Here is a 25,131-nt window from a genome sequence, read left to right on the forward strand (position 1 = left end):
CCGGGACAGAACCCGACACGGGGGCGGAATTCCCGTCGCTCGTTTAGAAAAGCGGACAGTTCGGGACGCGCGGAGCGACTCGGTTCCCCGCCGCGTCAGCGCTGGGTTGGTGGCTGGCGGGCGATCAATCATGACGAGTGAGTAGAGTATTTTACTGATAGTGATTCCCCTGCGGTAAAAATATGTATACGCAGTCCAATGTGGGGACAGTGCGATGGCTGACACACCGAGCGTTCTCGTGATCGGCGGTGGGTCGACGGGCTGTGGCATCGCCCGGGACCTGGCGATGCGCGGCGTCGACGTCACCCTCGTCGAGAAGGGGAACCTGACACACGGAACGACGGGGCGGATGCACGGGTTGCTCCACAGCGGCGGCCGGTACGCCGTCGCTGACCAGGCCAGTGCCAAAGAGTGCATTCAGGAGACGCGCGTCCTCGAAGACATCGCGAGCCACTGCGTCGAGGAGACGGGCGGGCTGTTCGTCCAGCGCCCCGAAGACTCCGACGAGTACTTCGAGCGGAAGCTCCGGGGCTGTGACGAGTGCGACATCCCCACGGAAGTTCTCTCCGGGCGGGAGGCACGCAAGCGCGAACCGTACCTCGCGAAGGACGTCAAGCGAGCGATCGCCGTCCCCGACGGGGCCGTCGACCCCTTCAGGCTCTGCGTCGCGAACGCCCGCAGCGCGGAGAACCACGGCGCCCGCATCGAGACCCACGCCGAGGTGACCAACCTGCTCGTCGAGGCCGGCGAAGTCGTCGGCGCCGAGGTTCGACACCGGAGCGGCCCGGGAAAGCGCGACCACGGCGCGGCCGGAACGACCGAAGAGATCGCGGCCGACTACGTCGTCAACGCCACGGGCGCGTGGGCCGGCCAGATCGGCGAGATGGCCGGCGTCGACATCGAGGTCCGCCCCTCGAAAGGCGTGATGACCGTGATGAACGTCCGGCAGGTGGACACCGTCATCAACCGCTGTAAGCCGAAGGGCAACGCCGACATCATCGTGCCCCACGAGACGACGGCCATCCTCGGGACCACCGACGCCGAGGTCGACGATCCCGAAGACTACCCGGAAGAGCAGTGGGAGGTCGACCTGATGATCGACGAACTCTCGAAACTCGTCCCGGTCCTCCAGGAGGCCCGAACCATTCGGTCGTACTGGGGCGTTCGTCCGCTGTACGAACCGCCGGGCGCCGGCACCGAGAACCCCGAGGACATCACGCGGGACTTCTTCCTGCTCGATCACACCGAGCGCGACGATCTCCCGGGCATGACCTCGATCGTCGGCGGGAAGTTCACGACCTACCGGATGATGGCCGAGGACATCAGCGACCACGTCTGCGCAAAGCTCGGCGTGTCAGCCACCTGTCGAACCGCAGACGCTCCCCTGCCGGGCAGCGAGGACTTCCGCGTCCTGGAGGACGCGATGGACGACTACGGGCTGACCTCGCCCATCAAGAAACGATCCGTCCAGCGCCTCGGCGACCGGGCCGACGAGGTGCTCTCGACGACCGACCCCAACCCCGTCGTCTGTGGCTGTGAAGGCGTCACCCGCGCGGAACTCCAGGACGCCATCAGCCAGGCCGGCACTGACCTGAACGCCGTCCGCATTCGGACCCGTGCTTCGATGGGGAACTGTCAGGGCGGGTTCTGTACCCACGCAATCGCCCAGGAACTCCACCCGGAGTACGACGCCGAGCAGTCGTACGCGGCGCTGGACGAACTCTATCAGGAACGGTGGAAGGGCCAGCGCCACGCGCTGTGGGGCGAACAGCTCTCGCAGGCCATGCTCACCTACGCGCTCCACGCGACCACCATGAACCGAGACGCTGATCCCGCCCGGCGGGAGGACACCATCGACTTCGCGGCGTTCGACGACGGGAGGGGGGCAGGTGCCAGCGCGAATCGAACGAGTGCGGCCACGGACGGAGGTGAGCGGCGTGGCGATTGAACAGGACGTTCTCGTCGTGGGCGGCGGACTCGCCGGAATCACGGCAGCCATCTCGGCCGCGCGGTCGGGCGCCCACGTGCGCCTGGTCTCGTACAAGCAGTCCACGCTCCGCCACGCCAGTGGACTCGTCGACGTCCTCGGGTACACGCCGGACGGCGAGGGGCCGCTCGTCGATCCGTTCGACGCCATCGACGACCTCCCGGAGGGGCACCCATACGAGCGCGTCGGCACCGACGCCGTCGCGTCGGGACTCGCCCTGTTCGACGAGATCACGGCCGGTACCTACGAAGGCAGCCACACCGACGCGAACGCGCTCGTGCCGACGCACGGTGGCACGATCAAACCCACGGCCCGCTATCCAGACAGCGCTGCCGCCGGACTGGCCAGCGACGGCCGAGACGCACTGCTCGTCGGGTTCGAGCGCCTGCCCGGGTTCGACGCGCCGCTGGCGGCGACCCACCTCGGTGCGACGGGTGCGCCGTTCCGGGCGCGGGGCGTCACCGTCGAGTTCCCGGTGAAACTCAGCGCGGACCCGAAGGTGACCCGCTTTGCCCACCTGCTCGATCAGGACGAGGGCATCGACGGCGGGACCCGTGGCGTGCGACGTGCGCTCGCGGAGCTGGTGAAAGGGCACCTCGACGGCGCCGAGCGGGTCGGCTTCCCCGCAGTGCTGGGCGACGACCATCCCCGCGAAGTCCGTGCCGACCTGGCCGAGTACATCGGCGCCGACGTGTTCGAGGTCCCGATGGGGCCGCCGAGTCTCCCGGGCATCCGGCTGGAAGACCGACTCTTCGCGGCCCTCGACGAGGCCGGCGTCAGCATCGAGACCGGCAACCCCGTCGTGGGCTTCGAGCGCGACGGCGACACCGTCGCGTCAGTCACGGTGAGTCGAACGGGCAACGAGGTCCCCTATGCGGCCGAGCAGTACGTTCTGGCGACCGGCGGCCTGGTCGGGAAGGGTCTCGACTCGGACCGCGAGGGCGTCCGCGAGCCCGTTTTCGACTGCCACATCGCACAGCCACCGGACCGCTACGACTGGTTCGGGGACGACGCCTTCGGCGACCACCCGTTCGCCCGCTTCGGCGTCGATCCCGACCGGGAGTTGCGGCCCGTGGACGCCGGCGGCACAGCGGAGTTCGACAATCTCCGGGCTGCCGGTGCAGTGCTGGGCAACTACGACTTCGCAGCGGAGAAATCAGGCAGCGGCGTTTCGCTGGCGACCGGCTACCACGCAGGCACACTGGCAGGAGAGGAGGCGACATGAGCGACGCAGAATCACCCCCAGACGACGACGTACCGTCCGTCCCCGACGACGAGATACCCGCCGGCGACGAGTTCGAGCCGGTCCAGGTGTTTCCGGACAGCGACCTCGACCTCCGGGAGGGCGCCGACGACTGTTACAAGTGCTCGACGTGCGATACGAACTGTCCGGTCGCGGAGGTCGACGACGACTTCCCCGGCCCGAAGTTCCAGGGGCCGGAGCAGTGGCGGCTCAAGCGCAAGGACGACGAGGACATCGACGCCTCGATCATGGACTGCTCGAACTGCATGCGCTGTGACACCGCCTGCCCGTCGGACGTGCCCCTCAGCCAGATGCACAACGAGGCCCGCGGCGAGTACGTCGACGAGCAGATGGACACGTGGTCCGTCGAGTACTGGCGCAACCGCGTCCTCGCGAACTACCGCATCAGCGCCTGGTTCGCGAGCAAGATGCCCCGCCTCGCCAACGCGGTGATGAGCAATTCGCTCGTCCGGCAGGTCGGCGAGAAACTGTTCGGCGTCACAGCCGAGCGGGAGTTCCCCGCCTTCGCCGAGCAGACCTTCCGCGAGTGGTGGGCCGAGCGCGGCGGCCCGAAAGTGCAGAGCGAGGACAAGCGCGTCGCGTACTTCCACGGCTGTTATTCGAACTACAACACGCCAGAGGTCGCCAAGGCGATGGTCCGCACCTTCGAGCACTTCAGCTACCAGATCGCGGTCCCCGACCAGGGCTGTTCGGGCACGCCGATGTTCGCCAATGGCATGTTAGACGACGCCCGTCGCGACGCCGAACTCAACATAAAGGAGTTCTCACAGCTCGTCGAAGAAGGGTACGACGTCATCTGTTCCTGTACCTCCTGCTCGATGGCGCTCCGTCAGGAGTACCCGGAGCTCTTTTCCTTCGAGGGTACCGCGAAAGTCTCCGCGAGCACCTACGAGGCCGTCGAGTACCTCCGGATTCACGAGGATCTGGGGAGTGCGATCTCGGACGCCGAGGTCGAGTTCCCGGACCTGGCGTACCACGCGCCGTGTCACGCCCGGAGCCAGGGCCTCGATCGGCAGGCGGTCGAGTTGTTCCGCGACCTCGACGGCGTCAAGATCGAGGACGTGGGCGAGTCCTGTTCGGGGATTTCGGGCACGTACGGCTGGAAGTCCGAGAAGTACGAGAAGTCGATGGCCATCGGCGAGGAGATGTTCGAGCACATGGACGAAGCCGAGGGCGAGACCGGCATGACCGAGTGCCCGACCTGCGCGATGCAGATGGAACACGGCTCTGGCTACGAGATTCGCCATCCGCTGGAAGTGCTGGAGGCGGCGCTCGTTTCGCGGTGAGCTGCCCCACCGTCGTTCGGGACGACGCCACTCAGCGCGGAATGCCGTAGGTCTCGTCGTCGAGGTCGATCATGTAGACGCGCTTTTCGGTGTCGATGTCGTCGATGCGGGCCACGTCCTGGTCGTCGAGTTCCCAGTCGGCCACCTGGAAGTTCGAGCGGATGTGTGCGGGCGTCGAGGACTTGGGAATCGTCACGACGCCCTTCTGGATCTGCCAGCGGAGGACGACCTGGGCCGGCGTCTTCTCGTAGGACGCGGCCACGTCCTGCACGACGGGATCGTCGAGCACTTCGGTGCGGGCGAGCGGCGCGGCCGCGGTGAGGACGACGTCGTTATCCTCACAGTACGCCAGGAGGTCGTCCTGGTTGAGCCAGGGGTGGTACTCCACCTGGTTGACGGCGATGGGGACGTCGCTCACTTTCTGCGCGAACGTGAGCTGGTACTTGCTGAAGTTGCTCACGCCGATATTGCGGACTTTCCCCTCCTCGTGGAGGCGTTCGAGGGCGTCCAGCGTTTCCCGGAGCGAGATCGTCGGGTTCGGCCAGTGGATCAGATAGAGGTCGAGGTAGTCCGTTCCGAGCCGGTCGAGGCTGGCCTCGCATGACTCCAACACGGACTCGTAATGGAGGTTCTTCGGGAGGACTTTCGAGGTGAGGAAGACGTCCTCGCGGTCGTACTCGGACAGCGCGGCGCCGACCTCGGCTTCGTTTTTGTAGCCTTCGGCGGTGTCGACGTGGGTGTAGCCCGCGTCGAGCGCCGTCCGAACTGCGTCGGTCACGGTCTCGCCGGAGATGTTCCACGTCCCAGCGCCGAGTTGCGGCATCTCGTCGCCACTGGGCAGCGTTCGCGTCGGAATAGACATACGAGTCTGCCTTCACAGGGGTCGTCTAAAGGGCTGCCGACTTCCGGGACGCCGGTCGTGACCAGCCGACAACAGCCGTCTCACCCCGTATTCTTCATCCCGGCAGCGATCCCCTGCACAGTCAGGCGGAGCGTCCGCTCCTGTTGGGGCGAGAGGTCGGCCTCACCGAGCAGGCGCACCTGTAGCAGGTTCAGCGGGTCGACGTAGGGGTTTCGGCGCTGGAGGTTCTCCTCGAGCCACTCGCGGGTCAGCAGGCTGTCGCGACCGGTGATCTCGCAGACTAAGTCGACGGCGGCTTCGTACTCCTCGCGGATGCGCGGGAAGATGCGCTCCCGGAGGTCGTCGTCCGCGAGGTCGGCGTACTCACTGGCGATCTCCACGTCCGTGCGGGCCAGCGCCTGGGACGCGTTGTCGAGCACCGTCCGGAAGAACGGCCACTCGCGGTACATCTCGGTGAGCGTCTCGACGTCGCCGCCCTCGTCGAGGTAGTGCTGGAGGCCAGACGCCAGCGAGTACCAGCCGGTGATGATACACCGGGATTGGGTCCAGGAGAACACCCACGGGATCGCCCGGAGGTCCTCGACGCTGCGCTCTTCCGACCGGGAAGCCGGGCGCGACCCGAGGTTGAGGTCCTCGATGACGGTGATGGGCGTCGCCTGCTCGAAGTACTGGACGAACCCCTCGGTTTCCAGCAGGTCCTGGTACTCCGCGCGGGCGGCGTCGCTCGCGATGTCTAGCGCGTCCAGCCACTCGTCGGGGATGGTCTCGGCGCCCTCCTGGAGGGCTTCGTACCGCGCGCGGATCTGGGCGTTAGCCATCTGTTCTAAGTTCCGCTCTGCGATGTCGTCGTTGGCGTACTTCTCGGAGATGGCTTCGCCCTGTTCGGTGAACTTGATCTGGCCCGACACCGTCTCCCGGGGGAGCGCGAGCATCGCGTCGTTCATCGGGCCGCCGCCGCGGGAGATCGACCCGCCGCGGCCGTGGAACAGGCGCATCTCCACGTCGTAGTCGTCTGTGATCTCGGCCAGGCGCTTCTGGTTGCGGTGAAGGCTCCAGTTCGCGGCGAGATAGCCGTTCTCCTTGTTCGAGTCGGAGTAGCCCAGCATGATCTCCTGGAGGTTGCCCCGCGCCTCGAGCGCCTGCGAGTAGGCCTCGTTCTCGAACAGCGTCCCCATGATGCGCCGCGCCCCGGAGAGGGCGTACTCGGTTTCGAGCAGGGGGACGACGTCCAGCCCGCAGTAGCCCGGGAGGTCCACGATGCCGGCCTGATCGGCCAGGAAGAGAACTTCCAGCACGTGGCTGGGTTCCTCGGCCATGCTGACGGCGTAGGTGTCGATGGCGTCGACGCCGAACTCCCGCTGCCAGTCGGCGAGTTTCTCGAACCGCCGGAGAACGCGACTGGCCGTGTCGCCGAGGTCAGCCCTGTCCTCGACGTCCACGACGGCGTCGTCCTGGAGGATCGCCTCGGTCAGCACCTCGGTCCGTTCGTCCTCGTCCATCTCGGCGTAGTCGATGCTCTCGCGAGCGAGCGCCTCGGAAACGGCCGTGGTGTGCTGTTCCTGGTGGTCGCGCACGTCGAGGCTGGCCATCGCGAAGCCGAACGTTTCGACCTTGCGGACGAGCGGGTCGACCTGCGTCTCGGCGACGTCGGCGGCGTCGTTCGCGCGCAGACTGTCTGCGATGACCCGCAGGTCCGTCGCGAGTTCGTCGGCGTCCCGGTAGCCACCCTGGCGGACGTCCCCGACCCTGAGGACGCGTTCGCGCATCAGTTTGAGCTTCTGGCGGTACGGTTCCTCGGGGTAACGCGCCTCGGCCCCGCTGGCGACGCCGGGGAGTCGCTCGCGGTCGGCGGCGAGCCGGTCCTCGAAGGCCGAGCCGGGGTCGATCTGACTGGCGTCCTGGCTGAGGACGCCGGACAGCGCCTTGAGTTCGTTCCGGTACATCGGGAGGACGGTCTCGCGCTGGCGCTCCAGGGTCTCCTCGGTGATCTCTGGGGTGACGTAGGGGTTGCCGTCGCGGTCGCTGCCGGCCCACGAGCGGAACTCGTAGAGCTTGGGGACGTCGACGTCGGCGTCGAACTGCTCGTCGAGATGGCGTTCGAGTTCGTCGTACACCTCACTGATGACGTCGAAGAGGACGTTCTCCAGGTACCACTGGACGTTCAGCGCCTCGTCGGTCACCTCCGGCCGTCGCCGGCGGACCTGCGGGGTCTGCCAGAGGCTCGTCACCTCGGCGTGGAGGTCCCGCTCGACGGCCCGTTGCTCCCGGTCGGTCAGTCGGACTTCGTCGAGCGTTTCGAGATCGTCGGCGACCGACCGGAGTTTCGCCTTGACGGTCTTCCGGCGCGCTTCGGTCGGATGGGCGGTGAAGGTCGGCTGGATCAGCACGTCCGTCAGCACCTGCTCGACGGTCTCGGGGTCCGCGTCGGCGTCGGCGAGTCGGCTGACCGCCGCTTCGATGCTGTCCGAGAGCATCCCTCGCTGGCTGCCCTCGCGGATCTCCCGCACCCGGTGGCGTTCCTCCGCGAGGTTGATGAGCTCGAAATACGTCGTGAACGCCCGCGCGACGACGTCCTGGCGATCCGCCTCCAGTCGGTCGAGTTCCCTGTGGACCGCCTCCCGCGACGCCGCCTCACCGCGCCGGTAGGCGATCGCCGACGTCCGCAATCGCTCGACGGTCTCCAGCGCGTCGGTCGACGCCTGTGCCGCCAGTATCTCTCCCAGTAGCGACCCCAGTTCCTGCACGTCCTGGGTCACGTCCCTGGCGTGTAAATCCATACCATATCACCACACAGCGCCACGTAAAACACTGACGAAAATTCCCAAATTACAACTCATACTCGAGTAAATATCTATTACATATCGGCGCGGCGCGGTGAGTGTGAGTGACGGTCGCGAGTCGAACTCCGGGAACGAGTCGCGCAGGAACACTGCGCCGTCGGGACGGTCCGGACGGTCGAGGCCGTCTCAGCCGTCGAAATTCGCCCGGAGTTTAAGACAGAGACCACGGTATCGGTTGGCATGGGGCTTCTGAATTGGTTCACCGGGCTGTTCGAGGCGGACGAGGCGTCGGGAGACGGCGGCGGCGCCGCCGATGCGCCAGCGGAACTGGACCTGCAGGTCGACGTCGAGCGTCGCGCGGGAGCGATCATGGAACACTACGAGCTGGCGAGCGAAGACGCCCGGCGGATCGCCGAGATTCTCGACGCGGCAGTGAGTCGCGAGGACGGGTACGCCAGAACGATGATCGTCGACCAGCTGGTTCGCGAGGTCGACGTCGACGAGGACCGCGCCCGGACAATCGTCGACACGGAAGTCGGGTCCATCCGCAACCTCGCTCGCGTCCGGAAGTTCACTGCACAGAGCGACGACGAGGTCAGCGTCCGCTGGGTCGACTCCGTGGGCAGGGACGACTCGCCTGTCTGTGCCGACGTCCGGTCGGCGATCGACGCGGAGGGCCCCGTGACGCCCGACCGCCTGCGCGAACTGATCCGCGAGGCGGCCAGCGATCACGACGGCGGCACGCCCGAGCGCGCCGAGGACCTGATCCCCCACGAGTCCTGTCGTCACACTGTCGTCAGGCACTTCGAGACGAGCTAAGCACCCCGGGCCAGCCAAACGTCTTTTTCAGTCCGGCGTGAACCCACGGTATGGACATCCACCGGTACTTCGACGAGTTCACCGAGCGAGACTGGCAGGCCACGAGCGGTGACCAGGAGCCAGTCCGCTTCGCCATGATCGGCCTGGGATGGTGGACCCGTGAGGAGGCCATCCCCGCCGTCGCCGACTCGGCGCTCTGCGAGACGAGCGTCGTCGTCAGCCGCGACAAAGAGAAGGCCCAGTCGGTCGCCGACAGCGTCGAATCCGTCGAAGCCGGCATCACGGACGAGGAGTTCCACGACGGGGTCGCCCGGGACATCTACGACGCCGTCTACGTCGCGACGCCGAACGCCACGCACCTGCCGTACGTCAAATCCGCCACCGAGTTCGGGAAGGCCGTCCTCTGTGAGAAGCCGATGGAAGCTACCGTCGATCGAGCCGAAGCGATGGTGACTGCCGCCGAGGACGCCGGCGTCACCCTGATGGTCGCCTACCGAATGCACACGGAACCGGCCGTTCGACGGCTCCGCGACCTCGTCGAGGAGGGGCTGCTCGGTGAGCCCGTGCAACTCCACGGGCACATGTCCCAGCGGCTCATGGAGATGATCCCGAATCCGGATCAGTGGCGACTGAATCCGGACCTCGCAGGCCCGGGCGCGAGCGTCACCGACATCGGCCTCTACCCGCTGAACACCGCTCGCTACGTCCTCGACGCCGATCCGGTCGCGGTCCAGGCGAGCATGGACTCGACGAGCGACGCCTTCGACGCCGTCCCCGACGAACGGGCGGCGTTCACGATCGAGTTCCCGGGCGGCGTGTTTGCTGCCTGTACCGCCAGCCAGAACGCCGTCCAGTCGAGCCACCTCCAGGTGATCGGAACGGAGGGAACAGCGACGCTCGACCCAGCGTTCTTCGCCACGGAGCCTCGGGAACTCACGGTCTCTCGCGCCGGGACGCGCGTCGACACCACCTTCGAGCAGGTCGACCAGATGCGCGAAGAGTTCGACTACTTCGCGGACTGCCTGCACACCGACCGGGAGCCGGTCGGCGACGGCCGCCACGGCCTCGTCGACATGCGTGCCCTCGAAGGCATCTACGAGGCTGCCGAGCGCACCGAACGCGTCGAGTTGTAAGGTCGAGAACGCTCAGGTCTGCACCTCGAACCGCACGCCGCCGGCGTCGCTCTCGGTGAGCCGGACGTCCCACCCGTGGGCGGAGAACACTTCCTCGACGATGGCCAGCCCGAGCCCGGTTCCGGTCTCGGTCGTCGAGTACCCGTACTCGAAGACGGCGTCGCGTTCGTCGGCGGGAATCCCCGGACCGTCGTCGGCGACGAAAAAGCCAGACGGCGTCGTCCCGACGCGGAGCGACACGTCCGGCCCGGCGTGTTCCAGGGAGTTCCGGAAGAGGTTCTCGAAGGCCTGGAGCAGCCGCTGGGGGTCCGCGTCGAGGCGCCCGTCGGCGTCGATCGTCAACTCGCCCGTCGGCGCGTCGACGTGTTCCCAGGCGTCTCCGGCGACGGTCGCCAGGCTCACGGGTTCGGTTTCGTCGACGGTCTGGCCCTGGCGAGCGAGCGCCAGCAGGTCGTCGATGAGTTCTTCCATGCGCTCGTGGGCGCCGTCGACGGCCGCGAGGAGGTCCGAGTCGCACTCGTGGCGCGCCATGTCCAGGTTCGACTCGGCCATCCGCAGCGGGTTCCGGAGGTCGTGCGAGACGGTGCTGGCGAACCGCTCCAGTCGCTCGTTCTGGCGATGGAGTTCCCGTTCGCGTTCGAGTCGGTCGGAGACGTCTCGGCCGATGCCGACGATGCCTTCGACGGTGCCGTCGGCCTCGGTCACGGGTGCGCCGGTGAACTCGTAGGGGATGCGATCGCCGTCGCTGGTGACGATTCGGGCCTCGGCGCGCGCACGGCCGCCGTCGAGAATCGCCTCGATCGCCCCGGTTATCGCCGCCACGTCCTCGTCGGCGATCAGTTCGAGCGGGCCCATGTTCTCGATCTCGCGCTCGCTGTAGCCGGTCGCCTCGAGCAGCCGGTCGTTCCAGCGGATGTAGTTCAGGTCCTCGTCGAGCGCGTACATGATGTCCGGGATCGAGTCGACGAGGCCGTCGATAAACGCGCGCTCCTCGCGGAGTTCCGCCTCCCGTTCGGCGCGATTGCAGGCGGTTGCGGCGCTCGTCGCGAGCACCTCGGCGACCTGGCGGTCGAGATCGTCGATTCGATCCGGTTCCGTGGCCCCGAGCACCAGCACCCCGTACTCGCCGATCGGGACGTACATCGCTGACTGCACCGGCGATCGGTCGGCGTCGTCGTCGATCGCAGCGAGGTCATCGGCCATCAGGATCTCGCCGGTCTGGAACGCGTCGCCGACCGGCGGTTCGTCGACGGCGTAGGTCGGACGGTCGTCCATCCGCTCGCGAACCATCTCGGTCGACGCGACGGGGACGAGTGCGTCCGCCTCGTCGTCGTAGAGCCGGACGGTGCTGAGTTCGAACCCGAGGACGTCGCGCGCGGCCGCCAGCGTCGTCTCGGCGACGGTCCGGTGGTCCGGCGCGTCCATCAGGTCCTGCGTCGTCTCGACCAGTCCCGAGAGCTTCCGCTGGCGTTCCTGCTGGGCCGTGATGTCCCTGATGACCCCGGCCGTCCCGGTGAACGAACCGTCGTCGTCGTAGACGATCGTCATGTGGTCCTCGGCGGGGATGTCGGAGCCCTCCTTGGGCTGCAGTGGGAACTCGAAGGTGGTCTCGACGGACTGGCCCGCCAGCAGCGACCGGAGCTTCTCCTCTGCCGACTCGACGGTCGCGTCGTCTTTGATGATCCCGACGTGTTCGCCCAGCAACTCCTCGCGGTCGTAGCCGGTCAGGTCTGCGGCGGCGTCGTTGACCAGTTCGAAGCAGCCGTCGTCGTCGAGAGCGTACACGACGTCGTCGACGGCGTTGATCGTCTCCTCGAACCGTTCGAGTTCGCGCTGGCGTTTCCTGCGTTCCGTGACGTCGCGACCGACGCCGACCGTGCCGGCGAAGGCACCGTCCTCGCGGAGGATTTCGAGGTTCGTCTCCACGGGGACGCGTTCGCCATCGGCGCACTGTACCTCGAACTCGATGGGGGCCGGCGAGTCGTCGCCCTCGTTCAGTGCGGTCGTGATGTGGGCTTCGACGGCCGCGACGTCGTCGTCGCTCATCACGGTCGAGACGTGCGCGCCGAGCAACGTCTCGCGGGCGTATCCGGTCCGTTCGACGAGCGTGTCGTTGACCATCGTGAACCGGCCGTCGGGGTCGACGCGGTAGACGAGGTCGGCGGCCGCGTTGATCCCCGTCTCGTAGGCCTCCAGTTGCTCCTCGCGTTCCTTGCGGTCGGTGACGTCCCGGAAGTACGCCGACAGGCCGGCGTCGTCGGGATACAGCCTGACCTCGAACCACGCCGCCAGCGACTCGTAGTAGGCCTCGAAGATGACCGGCTCCTGTGTCTCCATGGCGCGGCGAGCGTTCGCCTCGAACGTCGTCCCGGACGCGCCGGGGAACACGTCCCAGATGGGCTCACCCAGGACGGCGTCCTCGGTGACGCCGAGCAACTCCTCGGCGTGTGAGTTCAGGAACGTGAACCGGTCGTCGGCGTCGAGGGCGAAGACGCCGTCGTCGATGCGCTCGAACACCGCTTCGACGTCCGCGGTCGCGGCCGGGGGCTCGTCGGTCGGCCCCGGCGATCCCGAGTACGGCGTCACGTGTCGGCAACGACCTCCTCGATCTGCTCGGCGAGCGATTCGAGGTGATCCATCCCCTCGCCTTTCTCGACGTAGGCCGTCACGCCGGCGTCGATGGCCTCGCTTTCGACCGCGTTACTCCCCTTCCCGGTGTAGAGGATGAAGGGGATGTCGAGGCCGGCGTCCCTGACGCGGGCGAGGACGGACAACCCGTCCATCGCGGGCATCTCGAAGTCACAGAGCAGCAGATCGAAGCCGTCGGGGTCGTCCCGTAGGCGGTCGAGCGCGCCGTTCGGATCGGTCGTCGTCTCGATGCGGATGCCCTCCCAGAACCGCTCGAAGTAGTTCTCCGTCGTCGCCAGTGAACCGCGCTCGTCGTCGAGGTGCAGGACTCTGATCGGACGGTCGGTCGCGTCGAACGACACCAGCATTACGGGCCGACCTCCGGGCGCGTGGCGCCGAGGAGCGTCTCGACCAGTTCGTCCGCGGGCGTGACGTGGTCGACGTATCCGCTCTCGCGGGCGTTCGATGGCATCCAGTGGGCCGGACTCGATTCGTCGTCTTGCGCGACGGTCGTCCCGCCCGCGCGCTTGATCGCCTCCACGCCGGCGGTCCCGTCCGTTCCGAGTCCCGTCATCACGACGCCCACGAGCGGTCCGTCGACGGTTTCAGCTGCCGACTGCATCGTCACGTCGGCCGACGGCTGCACGGTCACGTCCCCGTCAGCCTCGACGTGGCCGAGCGTGAGTTCCGTCCCGTCGTCGGCCGCGACGGCGAGGTGTGAGCCGCCGTTGGCGACGACGATCTCGCCCGGGCCGAGGCTCGCGCCGTCCATGGATTCCCGGACCGTGTACTCGCTGATCGCGTCGAGGTTGCGGGCGAACTGGGCGGTGAACCGCTCTCGGAGGTGCTGGACGACGAGCACGCGAAAGCCAGCCTCCCGCGGAAGGGACGCGAGGTGCTGTTTGAGCAACCGCGGCCCGCCGGTCGAACTCGCGATGACGACGACCGGGTTCGCGTCCGGCATCGCGGTGGGTGCCGACGCCGCCGTCGCGTCCCGATCTGTCTGCTCGTCTTCGTCTGGGGCGAGCGGTTCCGGCTGGACCTTGGCGGCGTCCTCGATGGTGTCGATCAGTTCCGCCTTGTACTCGTAGAGATCCAGCGACGGCTCCTCACCGGGTTTGTGGAAGTAGTCCACGGCACCGGCTTCCAGCGCCGAGAGGGTGGTCTCGGCCCCGTCCTCGGTGTAGCGGCTGAGCATGACGACCGGCGTGGGCCGAGTGGTCATGATGCGCTCGACGGCCTCGATGCCGTCCATTCCCGGCATCTTCACGTCCATCGTCACCACGTCCGGTTCGTGGTCGTCGACCATGCTGATGGCCTGCTTACCGTTTCGCGCTTTGCCGACGACCTCGTGGCCCGCCTCCTCGAGGTAGCTGGCGACCTGTGACTGCGTGAAGTGCGAATCGTCGACGACGAGAACTCGTATCATAAGGTATCCTGTCTGGGCGTTCGGAGACTGCCAGCGAATGCTGGTAGCTGCGTGACGCTGCGAATTCGGGTCGATCTGTTGCTGTGAGGGTGTGGGAGGCGCATGCGAGTCACGCCTGGAACGGCGTCTCGGATCGGAGTCTGTCTCATGGGTTGGGGGAATCCCGATGCGTCCATGGCCCGACAGCGCCCGCAGCGGACCCCAGCGAGCCACGGCGAACGAACGCGTTCAGTGTCTGATCCAACACAACTCGCATATAAAAGCGCGATACCTAACGAGAGGGGTACTGACCGCTACTGGCGGAACCGAGCCGTCGCGAGGGGGCGAGGGCGGCCGGAGTGAGCGCCGTGGTGCGGACGGGGAGTCAGCGACCCGTGAGCCTCACGCGTCGTCGAAGAGGGTTTCGCCCTCGACCATGTGGTCGGCGACGGCGTCCATGTCGAGCGTCAGCCCCAGCCCCGGTTCTTCAGGGATCTCGATGTAGCCGTCCTCGATGACCGTCTCTTCCACCAGGTCCGCCCACCAACCCAGCTCGTAGGAGTGGTACTCGACGGCCAGCGCGTTCGGGATGGCAGCGCCGACGTGGGCGCTGGCCATCGTCGCGACGGGCGAGGAGACGTTGTGCATCGCCACGGGGATGTAGTAGGTGTCCGCGAAGTCGGCGATCTTCCGGGTTTCCCGCATCCCGCCGACCTTCGGGAGGTCCGGTGCGACGATGTCGACGGCCTGTTCTTCGAGGAGGCGGCGGTGGCCGTGCTTGCGGTAGACGTTCTCGCCGGCCGTGATCGGCGTCGTTGTACCGTGGGTGACCTTCCGCTGAACGTCGTGGTTCTCCGGCGGGACGGGGTCTTCCAGCCACCAGACGTCGTACTCCTCGATCGCACTCGCCAGTCGCTCGGCGCTGTTGGGCGTGTACGTCCAGTGGCAGTCGAAGGCGACGTCCGCGCGGTCGCGCACGCGTTCGGTCACTGCCTCGACGATCTCTACCTTGTGGCGGACCTCGCCGGGCCGGAGGTGGCGGTTCGCGCGGTCTTTCTCGTGGCCGGAGGGCACGTCCAGGTCGAACTTGAGCGCGTCGTAGCCCAGTTCCTCGACGACGCGCTCGGCCTCGTCTGCACAGGCCTCCGGATCGGCCTCCTCCTCAGTGTGGCAGTCACAGTAGACGCGGACGCTGTCGCGGTACTTCCCGCCGAGCAGCTGGTAGGCGGGCACGTCCAGGAGTTTCCCCGCCACGTCGTGCAGCGCGACTTCGATCCCGGAGATCGCGGTGACCGTCACGCCCTCGATGGAGCCCTCGCCGGACATCTTCTGGACGAGGTGCTCGAACAGTCGGTCGATGTCGAGCGGGTTCTCGCCCACGACGAAGGGTTTCATTCGCTCGATGAGTTCGGGGACGCCAGCGCCCCAGTAGGCCTCGCCGGTGCCGACGACGCCCGCGTCGGTGTAGACGCGCACGAGCGTCCAGGGGAAGTTCCCGTCGACCATCGTCGTCTGCACGTCCGTGATTTCCACGTCGCGCCCGCCTCCGCGAGCGCCGTCGACGCCCATCGTCTCCCCGGAGAGGTCCCGCATCGTGTACTCCGCGTTCGGGTCGTGGAGGCCGGCATAGTCGATACGCATGCCCGGCTCTAGCACCCAGCAGACAGTAAAGGTTGAGCGCGGCGCGGGCCCGACGTCAGCGCCGTCGGTCGCTCACTTCTCGGACTCCCGCTCGTCGAGAATGTCGTCCAAGTCGCGTTCGATGTCGTGACGGTTCCCGCCGATGTCGGCGTTCATCCGCTTGAGCCAGACGAAAAACATCAACACGAGCCCACCGAGCACGACGAGGACGCCGACGAAGCCGGCGACCAGCTGGCCCAGCCGACCGCCGAGCGTCGCCGCCCACACGAGGATCGCGATCCCGCCCAGCACCAGCGCGACGACCGACGGAAACCCCACGTACTCCGTGAACGACCCCAGCATACCTCACTCTCACCGTGGCACCGCTATCAACGTTGGGACGGCTTCGGCCGCTAACAGCGCCCCGCTGTGACCCGGACTACAACAGGTCCAGGTCCCGGAGATCGGTCTCCAGCGCCGCGCGGTCGTCCGCGTCCATCGTCCGCAGCGGACTCCGGAGCGACCCGACGTCGAAGGCCACGTCGCGGAGGGAGAGCGCGGTCTTGACGCCGGCCATGTAGGGGCCGCGCTTGAGCGCGTCGCGAACGTCGTAGACGGTGCTCTGAAGCTCGCGAGCGCGCGCTTCGTCGCCAGCGTCGTAGGCGTCGTAGAGGTCGACGACGAGCTCCGGGAACACGTTCGCGACGGCGCTGACCATCCCGGGACAGCCGATTTCGAGGCCCGCGAAGAGGAGCGAGTCCGACCCCGAGAGGAAGGTCAACTCGGGGAGGGCGTCGATGGCCTGCCCGAGCCACGGGACGTTCTTGCTGGAGTCTTTCACGCCGGCCAGCCCGTCGATGGCAGCGAGGTCGGCCAGCGTGTCCAGCGAGAGAGAGTTGCCCGTCTTGCTCGGGATGTGATAGACGTACACCGGGACGTCGACAGCGTCGGCGACCCGGCGGTAGTGCTCGACGGCCCCGTCGTGGTCCAGCGGGTAGTAGTACGGCGTGACGACGATGACGCCGTCGGCGCCGGCGGCTGCCGCGTGTTCGGCGTGTTGCACCGTCTCGTAGGTGCTCGGCGCGCCCACCCCCGCGACGACGGGGACCTCGTCGACGGCATCGACGACGGCCTCGACGACGCCGTGGCGCTCCTCGGGCGTTAGCAGCGGAACCTCACCGTTGGTCCCGAGCGGAAACACGCCGTGGCAGCCGTGCTCGACGACGAACTCGGCGTGCGCGGCCGTCGCCTCGTAGTCGACCGATTCCTCGTCGTCGAAGGCGGTCACGGTCGGCGGGACGACGCCGTGCAGGGAGAGCGGATCGTCTCGCCCTGGCGCGGGAGCAGCGTTCACCATATCCTGGCTTGCCACGGGCTGGCGGTAATAGTTTCTCCCATCAGCCAATGGTTTTTCGAGAGTGAGTTAACTTTTTGAACCCAGAGTGCATTGGTATGGATACCTATGTGCCAGATAGAAATCAGCCGGTCGCTGGCCGCACGGGTGGGGACCCACGAAGCGCACGTCGCCGTCCGTGACGGAGACACGGTACAGGACGTCATCGAACGGCTCTCGGCCGAGTACGGAACGCAGGTCCAGACGGGGATGCTCGACGGCGAGCGCCTCCGCTCGGACGTCATCGCAGTCAGGAATCCCGACGCCGACCACGAACCGGTCACTGCGGCCTCGCCGCTCACCCCCGGTGACACGCTCGAGTTCCACCTGACCTCCGAACACGACAAGGTCACGCACGCCTGAACGCCGCTGACTCTCCTGCTCTCCACCTGTTCGCCGTTTCTCGGCGTCTTCTCAGCCTTCCAACCGCGCGAGCCTGTTGAGCGCGTAGACGGTCTGGAGCACGTCGGTCGCCTTCCCGGGATCGAAGACGAGTTCGTCCGTGTTCATCACGTGATCGAGCACGTCGCGTGAGGCGTGTTCGGGCGCGGCCGCCAGTCCGTAGTCGTGCTCCTGGACCCACCGCATCACCCGGAGGTCGCTCTTGCTGTCGCCCATCACCACGCTGAACGGCTCGTCGATGTCCAGTACGTCGAAGGCCGCCTCGACGCCGACGACCTTGTTGAGTTCGAGGCTGCCGATCTCGGCGGCGTCGGCCTCGTAGTAGGCGACGTCGATCCGCTCGAACACGTCCCGGACGTCGGCGGGCACGTCGTCGGCCGTCGCGTCCGGGTACTCGCCGTGCTCTTCGAGGACGGTCCGAATCTCGGGGTCCTGGGCCGCGTAGAAGGCCCGCGCCCACTGGCCGGCCAGCTCGGCGTCGGCGTCAGACCCGAGTTCCTCGCAGACGGTGTCGCCGAGCAAGTCGAGTTCGTAGATCAGCGCCTCGTCGATGACGGCCCGGGCGTCGCTGCTTCCCGTCTCGAAGTTGGGTTTCATCGTGACGTTGAACTCGTTGCCCTGGAGGTGACAGCCCCGTCGAAGGTCGTCCGGGGCGTCCGAGAGGACCCGTGAGCGGACGGCGTCGAAGACGTTCCTGATTTCCGCGCCCAGGTCCTCGTACAGCAGTTGTTTGGTGTCGCCACCGTGGCCGGGCGTGAACACGCCGGTGCCGGCCTCGTAGACGATGCTCACGTCCCCCGAGTGGACGAGTTCGTTACCCAGGCCCTGGATGAGGAACCCCTTGACGTTTTCCAGGGTCTGGCCGGTACAGACGACGATGGGGATGCCGTCCTCGTAGAACTCCGTCAGGAGGTGCAGCGTGTCGCGGGGGATCTCGTTGTCGGTCTGGCCGGCCGACCGGAGCGTCTCGTCGACGTCCAGTACCAGCGCGTTGACGGGCTGGCCGTGTTTCGAGAGCAGATCGAGCGCCGTGAACGCCTGTTCCCGGGTGGCCTTCGACGCGATGGCGGCGAAGGTCTCGCCGGTGCTGGGGAAGGCGTCGCGGATCTCGTCTTTCCCTTCGGCGAGTTCGTCGCTGGCGTTCTGCCAGTGTTCCAGGGCGACCCGCGAGTCGACCGGCGGAAAGAGATCGACGAAGTCCTGATAGGCCCGGAGTCGACCGGTGTCGAACTCGTCGTAGAGGCGGTAGAGCTGGTCGTAGCGTTCCATATCTCCGTGTGGACGCGTCAGACCAAAAGACTGCGGGGGCCGCGGGGTGGGACGAGTACGACGGACCGGCGAATCCACTCGCAGTGACGGAGAGAGCGGTCCGGGAATGCAGGGAGAATCTGTCCGTGCTTTCTGTCCAAGTCAGCCGGTATCGACCCTGCGATCCGAATATTTACTCATTACCAAATAAATTATTCGGTGTGTGGTGAGCACGGTGCGGACAGCTGGCAGACGCCAGTCCCGGGCCGTCGTCCAGAGCGGCCGGGGAAAGGACAATAACGAACGCCGTCGAACGGGCTACCTATGAAGAATATCGACGACCTGATGACTAGCGCGGCGGAGCTGGCGGATCGGGGGCTCTCGAAGGGGGAGATCGCTGACGAGCTGAACGTCTCCCGTGAGACGGCGAGCTGGCTGGTCGAGCGCAGCGGCAAGAGCACGACCACGACCCAGACACAGCAGTCCACCGGCGGCCCGGACGACATCCACGTCGACTGGAACACGATCGGTCGCGACTCGAACCGCATGTGGCACATCAGTGCTGCCCTGGCCGACCTGCTCTCGAAACAGGGCGAAGAAGTGGACCTGACCATCGGCATCGAGAAGGCGGGTGCACCGCTGGCGACGGCCGTCGCTCGCGAACTGGATACGGACCTGGGAACCTACGCGCCGCGGAAACACCAGTGGGACGACGACGACATGGACGAACTGGGCGGGACGTTCTCGCGCAACTTCGCGAAGATTCGCGATCGGGAGTGCTACGTCGTCGACGACACCATCACCAGCGGGACGACGATGACCGAGACCGTCCAGGCGATCCGCGAGCAGGGCGGCGAGCCGGTGGCCTGCGTCGTGCTGGTCGACAAGAAGGGGACCGAGGAGATCGAGGGCGTCCCCGTCTACTCGCTCGTTCAGGTCATCCGCGTCGGCAACGACGACTGAAAGGAAGGGTTGATTTGACTCGTCGGACTCACCTCCGACATGGCCGACGACCTGTACGCCGCACTCGAGCGCGTCGCCGAGCGGTTCGACTTCGGCGAGTACGAGGCGCAGGCGTATCTCTCGATTCTCGAACACGGACAACTGACCGCCTCCGAGATCGCCGACCACACCGACATTCCCCAGCCGCGCGTCTACGACACCGTCCGCGGCCTCGCCGACGCCGGCCTCGTCGAACTCCAGGAGACCCGGCCGATGCGCGTCCTCGCGATCGACCCCGAGGAAGCGTTCGACGACATCCAGTCCTCGCTGGACGACCTCGTCGACGGGCTCGAACAGCGCTACACCGCCCCCGCCCGCGACACGGAGGCCGTCTCGCTCATCAAGTCCCGCTCGACCATCCTCCGGTACCTCGAAGAGGTCATCACCGGCGCGGAGTACGAACTCATCCCCTCGCTGTCGCCCGAACTCCTCGAACGGTTCGAGGACGAGCTGATCGCCCAGCACGAGGACGGCGTCGCCATCGAACTCCTGCTGTCGCCGGCCGCCGAGGTGCCCGACCCCGAGTCGTTCGACTACCTCGAGGTCGCCACGACCGTGCGCGCCCGCCGCGGAATCACGACCCCCATCGTCGCCGTCGCCGACGGCGACTACTCCGTCTACGCCACCCAGGAGGCCCTCCGCGGCGATCGCGACCGCTACGGCGTCATCTTCAACCGCTCGGAACTGGGGTTTCTCGTCTCCGGGTTCCTCAACACAGTCCTCTGGACGACCGCCGAAACCATCGCCGAGGGACCGGACGACCGGCCGTTCCCGCGCCGCTACGCGACCATCCGCCGGTGCATATCCGACCTGCGCCACGCCGAGGGCGACTTCTACGCCTCCATCGAGGGCCGGGACGTGCGCTCGGGAGACCGCGAGGTCGTCGAAGGACCGATCGACGACGCGACCTTCGGCGCCGGCCGCGAGACCGCGACCCTCATCGTCGAGACCGACGACGGCCCCGTCGAAGTCGGCGGCCAGGTCGCCGCCTTAGAAGACATCGAAGCCCACGAGATCCGCGTCGGGAAAGACCAGCCCCCGGGCGTGTAACGACGCGCGAGACACCAGGGAGCGCGTCGGAGGTCCACGAGTCGGTCGCGATTCTGACCGCCGCCGTTTTCGCGGAGTGCGGTATCCAGTCCGTCGAGCGACGCTCACGCGTCGAGCGCGCACCAGTCGCTGGTCAGCAGACGGAAAGAAAACGGAAAACGAATCGCGACTCGGGTCCCCGGCTACAGGATGTCGTCGTACTCGTAGGTGTCGATCTCGACGCCTTCCTCGGTGACCTCGGCGACGACCAGTCCGTTCCCGGAGCCGGTGTCGCGCTCGGCTGCGGCGTTGACCGCGTCGGCGGCGACGACGCGCGCCTCGTCCATCGAGAGGTCGTCCTCGTAGCGACTCTCCAGGGTCCCGTACGCGACGGTGAGCCCGGAGCCGGTGACGGTGTAGTCGTCTTTCATGACGCCGCCAGCCGGGTCGATGCTGAACACGTGGCTGCCCTCGTCGTCGACGCCGCCCAGGATCGGGTTGATGGCGAAGAAGGGGCCGCCGCGGGCGAAGTTGCCGGCGAGCGTGGCCAGTGCGGGAATCGAGATGTCCTCGCCGCGGCGGACCTCGTAGAGGTTGACCTCGGCGCGAAGCGAGCGGATAAAGGACTGGGCACCACCGACCGAGCCCACGAGCGTGAGAGCTGCCGTCGGGTGGATCTGCTCGACCTTCTGGACGTTCTTGTTCGAGACGAAGCGGCCGCCGAGCGAGGCGCGGCGATCGGTCGCGACGATGACGCCGTCGTCGTTCGCGATGCCGACGGTCGTCGTCCCGGTCTTGTTCACCTTCTCGTTGTCCTTGCCACTCGTGGACGGCAGCGTGCCGAGTTCCGGTTCGTAGGGGCTCTGCAGGCCGTCGTCCAATCTGGGCTGTTGCGTCGGGTCCATGCCGTGGTTCCAGTCAGTCATTCTTCCTCACCTTCGGTGTCTACGTCTTCGAGGTACGTTGCGATCTCCTCGTCGGTGTGCTGGCGATACTGCTCGGTCTCGACGTCGATGGTCCCCAGGGCGACGCCCTCGGGAGTGACTTCGCTGTCGCCGACCTCGGCGAGGGCGGACAGCGCGAGATCGATCCCGCCGTCGAGATCCAGGTCCTCGCGGTACTCCTCTTCGAAGTAGCTGAGGAGATCTTCACGATTGCCACCCACGGCGAGTGCCTGCCACTCGTAGGGCGTCCCCGACGGGTCGGTCTCGAACAGGCGCGGCTCGCCGTTCTGGATGCCGCCGACGATCAGCGCGACACCGAACGGGCGTGCGCCGCCCGTCTGGGTGTACTGCTGGATCTGGTCGGTGATGTCCTTGGTCAGCGACTCGACGTCGATCGGCTCCTCGTAGCGCAGTTGGTTGACCTGCGCGTCCCGCCGGGCGAAGTCGATGAGCTGGCGGGCGTCGGCGACGTGGCCGGCGCTGGCGATGCCGACGTGGTCGTCGATCTTGTGGAGTTTCTCGACGCTCGACCGCTCCAGAAGTGGAGAGCGAACGCGCGTGTCGGCCGCGAGAACGACGCCGTCAGTCGTGCGGACGCCGACGCTGGCTGTCCCGCGCTTGACGGCCTCGCGGGCGTACTCGACCTGATAGAGACGTCCGTCCGGGGAGAAGATAGTGATCCCCCGGTCGTACGCCTGCTGTTGTGAGTTTCCCTGCATGATTTGCATCGAAAGCCGGGAGTGGCCTTCACCTCCGGTTAGTGCCACCCGTATTTAAACCCATTTATGGTAGCAAGTGACACCGTGATCGCGTGTCGACGAGACCGTAAGGTCGATTGTGGCAGGAGGTGGAGTCCCGGTTGTGGTCAAGGGCACGTACACAATACTCGTGAATCTTCCGGAAGCGGCGACTGTCACCGTCGGTGCACTCGGCGAGCAAACGTTCCCAGCCGGCTACTACGCGTACACGGGCAGCGCGTTCGGTCCCGGCGGGTTCGCACGCGTCGATCGCCACGTGGAAATCGCCGCCGGCGACCGCGACGCCCGCCACTGGCACGTCGACTACCTCCTCGGTGATACCCCCGCACGGATCGAGACAGTCGTCCGCTCGCCCGAGGTCGACGTCGAGTGCGCGGTCGCCCGAGCTGTCGCCGACGTGGGCGAGACCGTCGTCACGGGGTTCGGTGCGTCCGATTGCGACTGTGACACCCACCTCCACCACGCGACTGCCAAAGACAGGTTGTTGACTGCAGTACGTAGTGCCCACGAGTGACGCTTCGTTTGAGCGGGGCCCGCCCGGCTTACCGCCCCTCGAACTCCGGCTCGCGATCCTGAAGGAACGCCTGGACGCCCTCGCTGAAGTCCTCGGTCGTGATGATTCGCTCCTGCGCGCGGGCTTCCGCCCGCAGTGCCTCCTCCAGCGGGCGGTGACTGTTGCGTTGCACCAGCCGCTTGGTCTCGCCCAGCGCCAGCGTCGGTCGCGAGGCGAGCGTCGCCACGCGCTCGGCGACCGCGTCCTCGAACTCCTCGCTCGAGATCGCCTCGGTGGCGATCCCCAGCTCGACCGCCTCCGCGGCGTCGACCCGCCGTCCCGTCATCAGCAGATCGAGTGCCCGCCGAACGCCCACCAACCGCGGGAGGACGTACGTGGCACCGGTGTCCGGCGCGAGGCCGATGTCGGTAAAGCCCCAGCCGAACTGGGCACCGGCTTCGGCGTAGACGAAGTCACACGCCGTCGCGATCGACGCCCCCGCACCCACGCACGCGCCCCTCACGCGGGCGACGGTCGGTTTCGCCATCCGAAGGAGGGCCGTCGCGATGGCGTTCAGTCCGGTTTCGAGTTCCTGGCTCACGCTCGCACCGGCGATGCCCTCCGTGAGATCGAGGCCGGAGCAGAAGTCCTCACCCGCGCCCGTGACGACGACACACCGGACGCCGTCGTCGGTCGCCAGCGAGCGGAGCTCCGCGGCCATCTCCTGGCAGGCCTCGGCGCTGATCGCGTTCTTGCGCTCCGGGTTCGAGATGGTGATCGTTGCGTAGTCTGCCTCTCGCGTCACGTCGATGGTTGTCATTGCACTCACCGATGTACTGGAGCCGGAGAGAGTTGTTGCCTCGGATGGAAGGCCTCGATGCAGAGACAGTTCGGGACGGTCGCCTCGAAGGTCTCGGACCCCTTCTTACAGCCGAGACACCGAACCATCGGCTCTCTCCTCCGTTGGATGCGTCAGTCACCAAGCCAGCCAGACACCGAATCCAACGACGAACGTGGACATGACCGGTAGGTACGTGGGGACCAGCCGGTAGAATCACCAGATGGTAGCGGGGTGTGGTTTGAAACAAACTCAACTCCGTTTTGAGCGGTGGCTCCAGGATGAGTAGTATCGCCGGAAATTAGGTGGCTGGGGAGATAAGGCCCCAGTCTTCGAGCGGTCAAAGACCGCCCGAAAGTCAGGTGGGCCAATCCGGATTTGAACCGGAGGCCTCCCGGTTATCAGCCGAGCGCTCAACCTGACTGAGCTATTGGCCCAGGTGAGCGCATTAGGGTGTATCCCCCTGGTTATGTTAAGCGTTTCTTTTCACCAGAGGGCTGTGGGTGACTCACATCCCCCAAAAGACGTGCTGGCGTCGACAGAACTCGCCCGTTACCGGTCGGTCTCGTCGTCTCGACTCGAGCCGCCGTCGGGATCGATGTCGTAGACGTCGTCGTCCATCTCGTAGCTGTCGTCGGCCGTACCGCCGGCCGAGTCGCCACCCGGGAACCCGCCGACGTAGACGTTGCCGGAGGCGAATCCGCCCGTCTTGGCGTCGACGTACGGGGAGACGACCCACTTTTTCGTCGCGACCCGGATCGGATAGCGCGTCACCGGAACCACCAGGAGGAGGCCGATGAGGTCGGTGACCAGGCCGGGCGTCAGCAGCATGGCACCGGAGACCAGCAGGAGGCCACCGTCGACGAGTTCGTTCGTCGGGGGCTCACCCTGACCGAGTTTGCGCTGTATCTTCCGGATGGTGTGGCGGCCTTCGGCGCGGACCAGCAGCATCCCGATCAGTGCGGTCAGGACGACGATGAGGACCGTCTCGAGAGTCCCGAACCACGCTGCCACCGCCACGAGCAGCATGACGTCGAACAGGGGAATGAGCAACAACAGCGCAATGATGCGCAGCATACCCGCCTTTAGTGGCCGCGCACCCAAAATAGAACCGCTTCGCCACCACTTTTTCGTCAGGGGGTATCCTCGCGAGCCGGGGGCTCGCTGTGGGTACCCCCTGAAGCGAAAACCCGGACTAAAAAGGCCGACGGCGAAGCTGTCGGTGAACCGCCTCCCT

General features: G+C 66.7%; 22 protein-coding genes and 1 tRNA gene. 9 read left to right on the forward strand and 14 right to left on the reverse strand.

The window, feature by feature from the left end; translation table 11 throughout:
• Nucleotides 1-214 precede the first annotated feature (214 nt).
• From glpA to ACFR9U_RS02110, 3 genes are read left to right on the forward strand one after another with little or no spacing between them, the layout of a single operon-like run.
• Nucleotides 215-1,948, forward strand: a complete 1,734-nt coding sequence (glpA, locus tag ACFR9U_RS02100) for an anaerobic glycerol-3-phosphate dehydrogenase subunit GlpA (protein ID WP_247377172.1) — start codon at nt 215-217, stop codon at nt 1,946-1,948.
• On the forward strand, nt 1,938-3,212 hold the full coding sequence (gene glpB, locus ACFR9U_RS02105) for a glycerol-3-phosphate dehydrogenase subunit GlpB (RefSeq protein ID WP_247377170.1): 1,275 nt from the start codon (nt 1,938-1,940) through the stop codon (nt 3,210-3,212). Before glpA ends, glpB begins: the two co-directional genes overlap by 11 nt.
• Nucleotides 3,209-4,537, forward strand: coding sequence for an anaerobic glycerol-3-phosphate dehydrogenase subunit C (locus tag ACFR9U_RS02110; protein ID WP_247377168.1), 1,329 nt, complete (start codon nt 3,209-3,211; stop codon nt 4,535-4,537). Before glpB ends, ACFR9U_RS02110 begins: the two co-directional genes overlap by 4 nt.
• A gap of 31 nt (nt 4,538-4,568) precedes the next feature.
• Here the strand turns inward: ACFR9U_RS02110 and ACFR9U_RS02115 are convergent, their stop codons facing one another.
• Nucleotides 4,569-5,399 (reverse strand): aldo/keto reductase, encoded by an 831-nt coding sequence (locus tag ACFR9U_RS02115; protein WP_247377166.1) that lies wholly within the window; start codon nt 5,397-5,399, stop codon nt 4,569-4,571.
• Between the two features lie 80 nt (nt 5,400-5,479).
• Nucleotides 5,480-8,176, reverse strand: coding sequence for a phosphoenolpyruvate carboxylase (gene ppc, locus ACFR9U_RS02120; protein WP_247377165.1), 2,697 nt, complete (start codon nt 8,174-8,176; stop codon nt 5,480-5,482).
• Nucleotides 8,177-8,419: 243 nt separating this feature from the next.
• Between ppc and ACFR9U_RS02125 the strand changes: the two genes are divergently transcribed.
• Nucleotides 8,420-8,998 (forward strand): hypothetical protein, encoded by a 579-nt coding sequence (locus tag ACFR9U_RS02125; protein WP_247377163.1) that lies wholly within the window; start codon nt 8,420-8,422, stop codon nt 8,996-8,998.
• Between the two features lie 50 nt (nt 8,999-9,048).
• Entirely contained in the window at nt 9,049-10,131 is a 1,083-nt protein-coding gene (gfo6, locus tag ACFR9U_RS02130) for a D-xylose 1-dehydrogenase Gfo6 (protein WP_247377161.1), read from the forward strand.
• Nucleotides 10,132-10,143: 12 nt separating this feature from the next.
• Here the strand turns inward: gfo6 and ACFR9U_RS02135 are convergent, their stop codons facing one another.
• From ACFR9U_RS02135 to ACFR9U_RS02160, 6 genes are all read right to left on the reverse strand, one after another.
• On the reverse strand, nt 10,144-12,717 hold the full coding sequence (locus tag ACFR9U_RS02135) for a PAS domain S-box protein (protein ID WP_247377159.1): 2,574 nt from the start codon (nt 12,715-12,717) through the stop codon (nt 10,144-10,146).
• Entirely contained in the window at nt 12,714-13,127 is a 414-nt protein-coding gene (locus ACFR9U_RS02140) for a response regulator (protein ID WP_247377157.1), read from the reverse strand. Before ACFR9U_RS02140 ends, ACFR9U_RS02135 begins: the two co-directional genes overlap by 4 nt.
• Nucleotides 13,127-14,188 (reverse strand): chemotaxis-specific protein-glutamate methyltransferase CheB, encoded by a 1,062-nt coding sequence (gene cheB / locus ACFR9U_RS02145; RefSeq protein WP_247377155.1) that lies wholly within the window; start codon nt 14,186-14,188, stop codon nt 13,127-13,129. Before cheB ends, ACFR9U_RS02140 begins: the two co-directional genes overlap by 1 nt.
• A gap of 381 nt (nt 14,189-14,569) precedes the next feature.
• A complete protein-coding gene (locus ACFR9U_RS02150) occupies nt 14,570-15,808 on the reverse strand; it encodes a mandelate racemase/muconate lactonizing enzyme family protein (RefSeq protein WP_247377153.1) in 1,239 nt (412 codons plus the stop codon).
• Nucleotides 15,809-15,880: 72 nt separating this feature from the next.
• Entirely contained in the window at nt 15,881-16,150 is a 270-nt protein-coding gene (locus ACFR9U_RS02155) for a hypothetical protein (protein WP_247377149.1), read from the reverse strand.
• Between the two features lie 76 nt (nt 16,151-16,226).
• Nucleotides 16,227-17,144 (reverse strand): dihydrodipicolinate synthase family protein, encoded by a 918-nt coding sequence (locus ACFR9U_RS02160; RefSeq protein ID WP_247377147.1) that lies wholly within the window; start codon nt 17,142-17,144, stop codon nt 16,227-16,229.
• A gap of 105 nt (nt 17,145-17,249) precedes the next feature.
• On the opposite strand from ACFR9U_RS02160, the gene ACFR9U_RS02165 reads away from it, so the two are divergent.
• Entirely contained in the window at nt 17,250-17,543 is a 294-nt protein-coding gene (locus ACFR9U_RS02165; RefSeq protein ID WP_247377145.1) for a ubiquitin family protein, read from the forward strand.
• 51 nt (nt 17,544-17,594) lie between these two features.
• Here the strand turns inward: ACFR9U_RS02165 and ACFR9U_RS02170 are convergent, their stop codons facing one another.
• Nucleotides 17,595-18,851, reverse strand: a complete 1,257-nt coding sequence (locus ACFR9U_RS02170) for an HAD family hydrolase (RefSeq protein WP_247377143.1) — start codon at nt 18,849-18,851, stop codon at nt 17,595-17,597.
• 303 nt (nt 18,852-19,154) lie between these two features.
• Between ACFR9U_RS02170 and gfcR the strand changes: the two genes are divergently transcribed.
• Together gfcR and trmB are read left to right on the forward strand one after the other, a co-directional pair.
• Complete coding sequence (gfcR, locus tag ACFR9U_RS02175) at nt 19,155-19,793, forward strand: transcriptional regulator GfcR (RefSeq protein WP_247377141.1); 639 nt, start codon at nt 19,155-19,157, stop codon at nt 19,791-19,793.
• Nucleotides 19,794-19,832: 39 nt separating this feature from the next.
• Nucleotides 19,833-20,882: an HTH-type sugar sensing transcriptional regulator TrmB gene (trmB, locus tag ACFR9U_RS02180; protein WP_379813676.1), complete on the forward strand. Its 1,050-nt coding sequence runs from the start codon at nt 19,833-19,835 to the stop codon at nt 20,880-20,882.
• 182 nt (nt 20,883-21,064) lie between these two features.
• On the opposite strand, the gene psmB is transcribed toward trmB, so the two are convergent.
• Together psmB and psmA are read right to left on the reverse strand one after the other, a co-directional pair.
• A complete protein-coding gene (psmB, locus tag ACFR9U_RS02185; RefSeq protein WP_247377567.1) occupies nt 21,065-21,766 on the reverse strand; it encodes an archaeal proteasome endopeptidase complex subunit beta in 702 nt (233 codons plus the stop codon).
• 17 nt (nt 21,767-21,783) lie between these two features.
• The gene (psmA, locus tag ACFR9U_RS02190) at nt 21,784-22,524 is read right to left on the reverse strand and encodes an archaeal proteasome endopeptidase complex subunit alpha (RefSeq protein WP_247377137.1); all 741 of its coding nucleotides are present in this window, start codon (nt 22,522-22,524) and stop codon (nt 21,784-21,786) included.
• A 142-nt stretch (nt 22,525-22,666) separates the two neighbouring features.
• On the opposite strand from psmA, the gene ACFR9U_RS02195 reads away from it, so the two are divergent.
• Nucleotides 22,667-23,077 (forward strand): GIY-YIG nuclease family protein, encoded by a 411-nt coding sequence (locus ACFR9U_RS02195; protein ID WP_247377135.1) that lies wholly within the window; start codon nt 22,667-22,669, stop codon nt 23,075-23,077.
• A 28-nt stretch (nt 23,078-23,105) separates the two neighbouring features.
• Here the strand turns inward: ACFR9U_RS02195 and ACFR9U_RS02200 are convergent, their stop codons facing one another.
• From ACFR9U_RS02200 to ACFR9U_RS02210, 3 genes are all read right to left on the reverse strand, one after another.
• Nucleotides 23,106-23,876: an enoyl-CoA hydratase/isomerase family protein gene (locus ACFR9U_RS02200; RefSeq protein WP_247377133.1), complete on the reverse strand. Its 771-nt coding sequence runs from the start codon at nt 23,874-23,876 to the stop codon at nt 23,106-23,108.
• Nucleotides 23,877-24,257: 381 nt separating this feature from the next.
• Nucleotides 24,258-24,331: transfer RNA gene (locus ACFR9U_RS02205), tRNA-Ile, on the reverse strand.
• A gap of 115 nt (nt 24,332-24,446) precedes the next feature.
• Nucleotides 24,447-24,971 carry an FxsA family protein gene (locus tag ACFR9U_RS02210; RefSeq protein ID WP_247377131.1) on the reverse strand — a complete coding sequence of 175 codons (525 nt, stop codon included), beginning with the start codon at nt 24,969-24,971 and terminating at the stop codon, nt 24,447-24,449.
• Nucleotides 24,972-25,131: the final 160 nt, after the last annotated feature.

The sequence above is a fragment of the Halorientalis brevis genome (assembly GCF_042678165.1).
Classification (GTDB): domain Archaea; phylum Halobacteriota; class Halobacteria; order Halobacteriales; family Haloarculaceae; genus Halorientalis; species Halorientalis brevis.

Excerpts from the sequence above, each read along its gene's own strand:
- glpA (WP_247377172.1), top strand. The coding sequence starts at position 215 with ATGGCTGACACACCGAGCGTTCTCGTGATCGGCGGTGGGTCGACGGGC.
- ACFR9U_RS02110 (WP_247377168.1), top strand. The coding sequence starts at position 3,209 with ATGAGCGACGCAGAATCACCCCCAGACGACGACGTACCGTCCGTCCCC.
- ACFR9U_RS02115 (WP_247377166.1), bottom strand. The coding sequence starts at position 5,399 with ATGTCTATTCCGACGCGAACGCTGCCCAGTGGCGACGAGATGCCGCAA.
- ppc (WP_247377165.1), bottom strand. The coding sequence starts at position 8,176 with ATGGATTTACACGCCAGGGACGTGACCCAGGACGTGCAGGAACTGGGG.
- ACFR9U_RS02125 (WP_247377163.1), top strand. The coding sequence starts at position 8,420 with ATGGGGCTTCTGAATTGGTTCACCGGGCTGTTCGAGGCGGACGAGGCG.
- gfo6 (WP_247377161.1), top strand. The coding sequence starts at position 9,049 with ATGGACATCCACCGGTACTTCGACGAGTTCACCGAGCGAGACTGGCAG.
- ACFR9U_RS02140 (WP_247377157.1), bottom strand. The coding sequence starts at position 13,127 with ATGCTGGTGTCGTTCGACGCGACCGACCGTCCGATCAGAGTCCTGCAC.
- cheB (WP_247377155.1), bottom strand. The coding sequence starts at position 14,188 with ATGATACGAGTTCTCGTCGTCGACGATTCGCACTTCACGCAGTCACAG.
- ACFR9U_RS02150 (WP_247377153.1), bottom strand. The coding sequence starts at position 15,808 with ATGCGTATCGACTATGCCGGCCTCCACGACCCGAACGCGGAGTACACG.
- ACFR9U_RS02155 (WP_247377149.1), bottom strand. The coding sequence starts at position 16,150 with ATGCTGGGGTCGTTCACGGAGTACGTGGGGTTTCCGTCGGTCGTCGCG.
- ACFR9U_RS02160 (WP_247377147.1), bottom strand. The coding sequence starts at position 17,144 with ATGGTGAACGCTGCTCCCGCGCCAGGGCGAGACGATCCGCTCTCCCTG.
- ACFR9U_RS02165 (WP_247377145.1), top strand. The coding sequence starts at position 17,250 with ATGTGCCAGATAGAAATCAGCCGGTCGCTGGCCGCACGGGTGGGGACC.
- ACFR9U_RS02170 (WP_247377143.1), bottom strand. The coding sequence starts at position 18,851 with ATGGAACGCTACGACCAGCTCTACCGCCTCTACGACGAGTTCGACACC.
- gfcR (WP_247377141.1), top strand. The coding sequence starts at position 19,155 with ATGAAGAATATCGACGACCTGATGACTAGCGCGGCGGAGCTGGCGGAT.
- trmB (WP_379813676.1), top strand. The coding sequence starts at position 19,833 with ATGGCCGACGACCTGTACGCCGCACTCGAGCGCGTCGCCGAGCGGTTC.
- psmB (WP_247377567.1), bottom strand. The coding sequence starts at position 21,766 with ATGGACCCGACGCAACAGCCCAGATTGGACGACGGCCTGCAGAGCCCC.
- psmA (WP_247377137.1), bottom strand. The coding sequence starts at position 22,524 with ATGCAGGGAAACTCACAACAGCAGGCGTACGACCGGGGGATCACTATC.
- ACFR9U_RS02200 (WP_247377133.1), bottom strand. The coding sequence starts at position 23,876 with ATGACAACCATCGACGTGACGCGAGAGGCAGACTACGCAACGATCACC.
- ACFR9U_RS02210 (WP_247377131.1), bottom strand. The coding sequence starts at position 24,971 with ATGCTGCGCATCATTGCGCTGTTGTTGCTCATTCCCCTGTTCGACGTC.